This is a genomic window from SAR324 cluster bacterium (genome assembly GCA_029245725.1).
Classification (GTDB): Bacteria; SAR324; SAR324; order SAR324; family NAC60-12; genus JCVI-SCAAA005.
This window is the reverse complement of record JAQWOT010000323.1, coordinates 1-8,478: the sequence shown is the minus strand read 5'-3', so window position 1 is coordinate 8,478 and position 8,478 is coordinate 1. Positions and strand designations below refer to the sequence as shown.

At 48.9% G+C, this 8,478-nt stretch carries 9 protein-coding genes; 2 read left to right on the top strand and 7 right to left on the bottom strand.

Translation table 11 applies throughout. The features are described 5' to 3' along the window. Positions 1-603: DUF1688 family protein (locus P8O70_17155; protein MDG2198569.1), on the top strand; the 603-nt coding region annotated here is incomplete at its 5' end. Between the two features lie 21 nt (positions 604-624). Next, positions 625-1,257, top strand: a complete 633-nt coding sequence (gene upp, locus P8O70_17150; protein MDG2198568.1) for a uracil phosphoribosyltransferase — start codon at positions 625-627, stop codon at positions 1,255-1,257. A gap of 160 nt (positions 1,258-1,417) precedes the next feature. Here upp and P8O70_17145 read toward each other — a convergent pair whose 3' ends face one another. The 7 genes from P8O70_17145 to P8O70_17115 form a co-directional block, all read right to left on the bottom strand. Then, positions 1,418-2,083: an NAD-binding protein gene (locus tag P8O70_17145; GenBank protein ID MDG2198567.1), complete on the bottom strand. Its 666-nt coding sequence runs from the start codon at positions 2,081-2,083 to the stop codon at positions 1,418-1,420. Next, positions 2,061-2,834: a 3-oxoacyl-ACP reductase FabG gene (gene fabG / locus P8O70_17140; GenBank protein ID MDG2198566.1), complete on the bottom strand. Its 774-nt coding sequence runs from the start codon at positions 2,832-2,834 to the stop codon at positions 2,061-2,063. Before fabG ends, P8O70_17145 begins: the two co-directional genes overlap by 23 nt. Before the next feature lie 184 nt (positions 2,835-3,018). Then, on the bottom strand, positions 3,019-3,438 hold the full coding sequence (locus tag P8O70_17135) for a VOC family protein (GenBank protein MDG2198565.1): 420 nt from the start codon (positions 3,436-3,438) through the stop codon (positions 3,019-3,021). 37 nt (positions 3,439-3,475) lie between these two features. Next, positions 3,476-4,954 carry an FGGY family carbohydrate kinase gene (locus tag P8O70_17130; GenBank protein MDG2198564.1) on the bottom strand — a complete coding sequence of 493 codons (1,479 nt, stop codon included), beginning with the start codon at positions 4,952-4,954 and terminating at the stop codon, positions 3,476-3,478. After that, on the bottom strand, positions 4,951-5,919 hold the full coding sequence (locus P8O70_17125) for an ABC transporter permease (GenBank protein ID MDG2198563.1): 969 nt from the start codon (positions 5,917-5,919) through the stop codon (positions 4,951-4,953). The genes P8O70_17130 and P8O70_17125 overlap by 4 nt, the downstream gene beginning before the upstream one ends. Next, positions 5,916-7,439 (bottom strand): sugar ABC transporter ATP-binding protein, encoded by a 1,524-nt coding sequence (locus P8O70_17120; protein MDG2198562.1) that lies wholly within the window; start codon positions 7,437-7,439, stop codon positions 5,916-5,918. The genes P8O70_17125 and P8O70_17120 overlap by 4 nt, the downstream gene beginning before the upstream one ends. Positions 7,440-7,487: 48 nt before the next feature. Beyond that, positions 7,488-8,402, bottom strand: a complete 915-nt coding sequence (locus tag P8O70_17115) for a substrate-binding domain-containing protein (protein MDG2198561.1) — start codon at positions 8,400-8,402, stop codon at positions 7,488-7,490. Positions 8,403-8,478: the final 76 nt, after the last annotated feature.

The window sequence follows — 8,478 nt, the reverse complement described above, 5'->3', positions numbered from 1 at the left end:
AACCCAAGAATAGCGAATATTCTCGATAAAATTCCAATCAGCGAGGATCGTGTTCTTAAAGTGGATCACTTGCTGGGAACTTTGTTAAAGCTGCTGCAGGATGTCTGGCCTCCACGTTTGACTCTAGGTGGGCAAAACTTGGGCGATGTCTGGCGTCATCATTTGTTGGCAGATTCTGAAATTACTAATGAATTGGTTCCTTTTCACAAGCTTACGCAATGGTTGACCTATTCGCTATTGGAACCACTTGAAGAAGCTGGTTTTCAAGTCCAAGACATTGACTTATTGACAGGCCTCCCTGAATACCGAAATGGTGGTCTTTTCCTAGACACTGGCGTCTTGGAGCTAAGGGAGCCTGCCGAAGTCGATGCTTTTCATCCTGTCTCCTCAGAAATAATTGTTGAATGGCGAGCAATGACTGTCATTATGTTGGATCGATTAGCAGAACAACTCAGAGAAAGGATGGGGTTAACATCAGAAGAACTTCCCTTACCTCAGATTTTACAGGGAGGTACTTGGAGCACTGGCCGCAAGTTCGCTTATAAACGTCGCCCAGATGGATCACCGCCTCTCCGTGTGGAGAGTGATGGCACTGTCTTTTGAAATTTTCTGATCGAGGTTTTCATGAATAAGGTCCTTAAAGAAATTAAACACCCACTGGTGCAGCACAAGCTTTCGCTGATGAGAAAAAAAGGAACCTCAACTCGAAGTTTTCGTGTCTTGGCCCGTGAGGTGGGACTACTCTTAGCTTATGAAGTTACTCAAGATTTACCGCTTGAATACGAGGAAATTGAGACTCCATTGCAGAAAATGCAGGCTCCTTTTCTGGAAGGAAAAAAGCTCTGTTTAGTGCCAATCCTAAGGGCAGGAATCGGCTTGTTAGACGGTTTTCTGGAGTTAATTCCCTCAGCTAGGGTTGGACATATTGGACTTTATCGTGATCCGGCGACCTTAGCGGCTGTGGAGTATTATCTGAAATTGCCTGAGATGATTGATCAGCGCTTGGTGATTGCCCTGGATCCGATGTTGGCAACTGGTCATTCTTCAGCAGCAGCAGTCTCTCGTTTGAAGGAAAATGGTGCTTCGAATATCCGCTTTGTCTCTCTGCTAGCTGCACCGGAGGGTATTGAATATTTCCACAGTGAACATCCTGACGTCCCAATTTATACTGCTGCAGTCGATGAAAAATTGAACGATCACGCCTATATTCTACCGGGATTGGGGGATGCAGGAGATCGGATTTTTGGAACCAAATGACACTGAAGTGGCATTAGAAGTTTTAATTTTTCAATTGCGTAACAGATAAAATGATTTCATCGGTTTTCGTGTGAACGAACAGTATTGAGTTTGAGGCCAAAAAATTGAAAGAAATTTGACCCCACGAGCCATGTAGATGCAGAAATCTTTTTCTCTTTAGTTACTCGCTTAATAAATGACGGGTCAGGCTTGATCCATCAAAATTGGAGAGCCCGTCTGCAATTGCTTTCCGATAATTCTCCCCAGACACTTCGGCAATGGGCAACTTAGATCCGACTACTTCTGCCTGTTTCAAAGACAATTCCAGATCTTTCAATAACCCAGCAAGGTCAAAGGTGCCTGGCTGGTCGGTTCCATTTAATGTGTAGATCACCACTTGTCCTCGATTCTTTAGCACATTTGGTCCACCAGAGCTGTCAGTGAGCAGAGAGATTGCGGTTTCAGCTGAAATTCCACTGCCCTTCAACAGGGACATCGCTTCCGCAAGAGTGTTCCAGTAAATAGCTAGTGGCAAGTTGACCGCTAGCTTCATTTGTGATCCTGAACCCGCAGGCCCGAGGTGTTCCACGCACTTGCAAAGTTGGGAGAGGACTGGTTGAGCTTTAGTAAAAGATGTTTCGGCTCCACCTGCCATCCCTAAAAGTTGTCGTCTGTGCCACGTCATTCCTCGCTGAAATTCACTTTCGTTGCTTCGAAAGCCATCGAAGACAGTGCCTGAAGTCCACCCTTGGACACCTCCTTGAAATGAACCCGATGACTGTATCAGCTTAAGAAAAATGAAAAGGTTTCTCTCAAAGCTGGCACTACCAAACGGTGTAACCTGCATCTACTGGGAGAATTGCTCCGGTGATCGCTGAGGCAGCTGGGGAAGCAAGGAAGAGAATCGCGGCAGCAACTTCCTCTGGTTCAATCATTCGACGCATCGGAGTCCCTTCCATCCAAACTTCAAAATAATGGGGATTCTTGGCCGTGATGTTGGACATCGGCGTGTTCACGTAGGTTGGGGCGACCGCATTGACCCGCACACTCCGGTCAGCCCATTCCCCAGCCAGCGAACGGGTCAGGTGATGCAGCGCAGCCTTGGAGGCGTTGTAGTCCACCTGTTTCTGGGGCTTGTTAGAAATGAACCCGGACATCGATCCGACGGTAACGATCGCTCCCTGTCGCCGTTCCAGCATCCGTTTGCCAAAGGCTCGGCAGGACCAGAAAACTGCATCGAGGTTGACTTTCATAATGCGGTGCCAGGCTTCATCTGTCAGGTTCTCCGCTGGAGTGTCTGGACCAGAGATGCCTGCGTTCGCAATCAGGATGTCCATCGGTCCTGATCTGGTTTCGACCTCTTCGGCAACTCGTTCCGTAGCAACGGAATCTGAGACATCCAGGACTAGGCCTTCCACCTTGTGACCTTTGGACCTCAGGAACACGACGCCTTCTTCCAAAAGCTGCTCACTCAGATCCACGATCACTACGCTTGCCCCCGCTTCTGCCAAGGCATCTGCAGCACAAAGACCAATTCCACGACCACCCCCGGTTATCAGAGCTCGCTTCCCGCTTAAATCAATCAGCTTTTTGTACATCAGAAAATCTCAGAAATTACCAAAGAGATTGATCTAAAAGGGTAAATAGGTATTTCTTCTCAAAATTTTGGTCTCATTAGATTTACTCTTTATCAAAAAAATTCATCGGGAATGCCTTCAATTCAATCTCTCTTGTTATTCATTAAATTCTTAAACTCATCTGCTTAGAAAATTCTCTCTCAATTCAACTCGCAAACAACTGCTCAGGGTTCTGGAAAGACTTCAGTTCAATTGCATTGTCAGAGGGATCAAGCAGAAACATGGTTACCTGTTCACCAACTTCTCCTTGGAAACGGATATAGGGTTCAATCAGAAATTTGACTCCCTGATCCTTTAAGGAATCTGCGAGTTTATGCCAATGATTCCACTCCAGGACTGCGCCAAAATGCCGAACGGGAACAGACTTTCCGTCGACACCATTGGTCTCGACTCGCTGGGTTTCTTCAGGCTTCAGATGGGCCGAAATCTGGTGGCCAAAAAAGTCGAAATCAATCCACTTCTCATCGGTCCGTCCGACCTTACAGCCCAAACGATTAACATAGAAATCACGGGTGTCGTTCAAATCTCTGACTGCAAAAGCTAAGTGAAAAGGGGGCATTCCCATGGGATTCCTTTGGGTTTCGTGTTTGAATCTTTGGAGACTACAACTGAGCTAATTGAGCAAGGCTGCTCCGCAGAGCAGGATAACTCTCTAGAAAAATCTGAAACAGGCCGTCATAGTTGTTCATTTGCTCAGAACTTGGCAAATACTTTTTTTGAATTCGTGGTTCTGGAGTCGCACTCTCCGGTTGACAAGATGCCAAAGCACCACGGAGGCCGGTTAATTCTGGCTCTGCCAGCACCTTGATCGGTATACCGAGCACATCCGCGAAGAGTTGGCAAAAGGAATCTGAGCGGCTGGTTCCACCGGTTAGGATCAACTCCTCTACTCGAACCTCAGATACGGCGTGTAAAGCATGACGGAAGGCAAAGCAGGTCCCTTCCAAAACTGCACGGGTCAATTCAGCACGATTAGATTGCCGATTCATGCCTAGCCAGACCCCACGAGCGTGGGGATCAATGAAGGGTGAGCGCTCACCTTGCAGGTATGGCAGGTAAAGCAACTTTCCGGCTGGTTGCTCCAGAGCGATTTGAATCATCTCTTCATAGCTGTTGAAGCCGAATAGATCTTTGACCCATGCCAGGTTGTCCCCTGCAGTGAGGATCGGTGCAACCTGAATGAACAAGTCTGCAGCTGGATGTGCCAAGGTCCATGCACCGCTTTCCAGTTGTGCTGGTCGCTTCTCAGTCAGACCCACCCAGCCACTGGTTCCACAGTAGGCGTACGCTTTGCCAAGTTTTCCACAACCGGCGCCCAATGTGGTTGAACCAGCATCACCGGGTCCAAGGTAGATGGGCAACCCAGCCACTAATTTCAGATGCTCACTCACTTCATCTTGGAGCGAACCCAACAAGGCACCACCGGGAACCAATCTTGGTAAACGCGGTAGGATCGAATCCAAACCAAGCTCTGCAAAAAGTGCTGAGTGCCAGGTTCTTGAGGAGAGTTGCATCAAGCCTGTGGTCGCTGCAGTGGTAGTATCAGTTTGAGATACACCGGTTAGACGGTAGCCAATGTAATCTGCTGATCCAATGAAGATCTTTTCTGTATTTTTTAGGACCTCTGGCTGGTGTTGCTGAAACCAAGCAAGCTTTGCGAGTAGGCTTGTTGGACCCTGTTCGTTGCCTGTTTCAAGCAATTGTTCCTGAAGTGATTTCTCATCAGACCAACTGGCAATTTGCTCTGCGCTCCGTTGATCACTGTAGCTTACTACGGGATGTAAGGGTTCTGACTGCGAATCCAGGAAAATCAGATTTTGCATCTGACCCGTTAGTACAAGCCCCTGTAAGCTAACTTCAGGATTCACCAGCTCATGAATCACAGCTGTGAATCCATTCCACCATGTCTCCACTTCCTGATGATGGAAACCCTCTTCCGTTTGCGTTTGCTGGTTGGGGTGAGAGGCCTCGCGAATCAGGTTGCTGTTACTATGAAACAAGCCCCCTTTGATACTGGTTGTACCGAGATCAATCACCAACCAAGTGGAGCCCTCAAATTTTTCAGCAGCGTTTGAATTCATCTTCTTCTCAGGGATAGTCGGCTGAACAGTACTGCCACGATGATGATCAAGCCGGTCAAGATCTGTTGAACATAAGTGTCGATTCTAAGCTGGGTCAAACCATTGGAAAGTACACCGAGGATCAAGACACCTGTCAAGGTGCCGAACAAGTTGGGTTCCCCCTCTTCGGACATCGTCATGCCCACAAAAACGGAGGCGATTGCGTTGAGCATCAGCCCATCGCCCTGTGTTGGATTTGCCGAGGAAAGCCGACTGACCAGCATCAAGCCAGCAATTGCTGCTCCTACGCCATTGATGGCAAAGGCAATGAGGCGTAAACGAGCCACGGGCACCCCTGCAAGTAAGCTGGCCTCCCGATTGCCTCCGACCGCATGAAGATTTCTACCAAAAACAGTGTGCTGCAGGACAATGCCCATGAGGATCAAAACCGAAATCGCGATCAGGGTCAAATTTGGAAGCTGGATTCCCTCAGCTAAAGGAATTCCACCACGACTGAAATCCCCAACAATTTCTGGAATGGCTCTACCAAAAATAGTTTTGCCGTCACTCACCAGTAAAGCCAAGCCACTAAAAATCGTCAGTGTGCCGAGAGTCGCTACAAAGGCAGACAGCCCAGCGTAGGCAACAAGCACCCCGTTAAAAACGCCACCAAAAGCACCCACTAGCAAAGCAATCCCCAAAGCACTGACTAAGCTGACATCTTGTTGCCACAAAACTGCTGCAATCATCCCACTCAAGCTCGCCATGGAGCCGACACTCAAATCAAAATCTCCTCCAACCATCACGAGGGTCATTGTGAAGGAGATAACACATAAAATGCTGACTTGCTGTGTGATATTGAGCCAGTTTCGGGTGGTCATGAAGGTGTCAGGGCGCTGACTCCAGAAGAAACTGACAATCAACAGGAAGCCTAAAAAAGTGCCGTAACGACGGAGCAGAGGAGGCAGCTGCAAGGAACCAGTCATTCAGCACTCTCTATAGAACGAACGCCTTGGCAATACGCGAGCAAATCAGCCTCCCTCAAGCCTTCAGTCTGCAACTCCGTGTGGATTTGCCCATCCCACAAAACAAGAATGCGATCACAAAGCCCAATCAGCTCTCCCAACTCTGAAGAGACCATCAGCACGGCCGTTCCTTCCTGACTAGCTTGACTAATCAAACTGTAGATTTCCTGCTTTGCACCAACATCTACTCCTCTTGTTGGCTCATCCAACAACAGTAATTTGGGATGGTGCCAGGTAGCCCGCGCAAAAAGCACCTTCTGTTGATTTCCCCCACTCAGTTGCCAAATTCTCTGGGTGATGCCAGTCCCTTGAACCTTCACTCGGGACCAGGCCTCCTCTGATTTCTGTCGTAGTTTTTGTTTGGGAAGTAAACCCAAGAAGTTGCCAAAATTGCCAATAAAAGGCAGGTGACTGTTTGTAGCTACGGTCTGGTTCAGAACCAAGCCCTGAGAACGTCGCTCTTCGGGAATGAAGGCTAAGCGTTCTTGCCAAAAGTTTTTGAGCCTAGGTTGCCAGGGTTTTCCTTCCAAGCTCAAAGTTCCGCTGAAATCTCGAATACCCAATAAAGTACGAAGGATTTCTGAACGCCCAGATCCGCCTAAGCCAGCAAGTCCCAAAATTTCGCCCTTGTGAAGCGTAAAATTCAATGACCTCAACTTAGCGTTTCGCAAATGTTGGACAGAAAGTAAGACTTCTTTTGAAAGAATGCCGGAACGACCCGGATAGTGCTGGCTGATTTCCCGCCCAGTCATCGCTTCCACAACAGATCGTGGCTTCAGCATTTTCGTCTTTTCCACCAAGGTGTTTCTTCCATCCCGGAGCACGCTGATTCGATCTGTAATCTCAAAGATTTCGTCAAGTCGGTGGGAAACATAGAGAATGGAACAACCCTTCTGCTTCAGACGTTCAAGAGCTTCAAAGAGCTTTTCTGTTTCGGAGGGCATTAGTGAGGCGGTGGGTTCATCCAATACATAGAGTTGAGCCGCTGGCTTGCCGGATTCAACAACAAAGGTGCTACCTAACTTGACGAGCATTTGATCGCCAGCTCCAAGCTGGCTCATCCTTTGTTTGGGATCAATGTGGGTAATCCCCAGTTCAGCAAGCGCTACCTGGGTCAGTTCAGAAAGTTGCTGCTGGTTAATAAATATTTTTGCCCGAGTTGGCAGCTGCTTACCAAGCATCAAGTTTTCAGCAACCGATAGATGCGCGATGCTGTTGAGTTCCTGGTGAATGAAGCGCATTCCCAGCTTTCCAGACCCGCGAGCCTCTGCCAACGACAGAGATTCTCCATTCATTGTGCAGGTGAGGGAATCTGCCACCAGATTCCCCGAAAGAATTTTGATCAGGGTCGACTTGCCAGCGCCGTTTTCACCCATCAACCCATGGATTTCACCAGAAAACAGGGCGAGTTCTACCCCACGCAGTACAGGGACACTGCCAAAGCTTTTGTGGACGTCGCTAAGATGGAGAAAAGGAATCACGGGGAGGAGGAGGGCGGAGTGTTATTGCTACGCTCCGCACTGTTGGAATCAAAGATCGTCAGCCGTGACTAATTTGGCGCTGACATAGATTTGTGAGCGGGATACGGAACCAGACTTCAGATACTGTTCAACCGTGTTGGCAACTGTGTTAGCGATTCCGTTGAAGTCCTGAGCAACCGTGGCCTTTAGATTCCCTCGAGCTGCAATCCGATCACGGGCCTGTTCAGTGGCGTCAATGCCAACGATTACGATGCCCTCATCTTCACGGCCAGCATTGCGGATGGCTTGTTCTGCACCCAGGGCAGGGTCGTCCCAGGCGGCCCAGACTGCTTGAATGCTGCCTTTCGCAGGGTTTGCAGTCAACACAGCTTCCATCGAGTTGCGGGCGCCTTCCAAGGGGCCACGATCAAAGCTTGGAGTGATCTTCTCCATGATCTTGATGTCGGGTTCATTGTTGAAGATCGACTCAGCAATCGCACCGCGCTTTTGTACAGGAGGGTAGGGCTCAAAGATGAACATCACCACATTGCCCTTGCCGTTCAACTGATCAACCACATAGGTAGCTGTCTCTGCAGCCATCACGTAGCCATTGCTGGTGACGTTGGCTGTTAGGAGCGGGTCGGCTCCAGAGTCCATTCCAAAAACCGGAATGCCAGCGTCTTTGGCAGCGAGTAACCCATTACGAATTTGGGATGGATCGACATTGATCACCATCGCATCGACCTTTTGCAGGGCGACATCTTCCATTCGGCTGACTAGGGCAGCCACGTCTCCGGAGGTGTCGATCACATCCACTTGCCATCCCTTGCTTTTGGCAGCGGCTTCAAATCCCTCCACCATCAGTTGAGTTCCGGGTTGCGCCAGAAACGGGGTCAGCACGGCCACAGTGCGAGATTGGGCGAATAAGAATTGAGGAAGAGCTAGCAGGAGGATTCCTGTGAAGATGAACAAATTCCGACACATAAGTGCCTCCGTTAAAGTTTAGAAAAGTTGGAAGAGTCCGTATCAGACAGAAGACGTCTGAGGAAAGAATGAAACC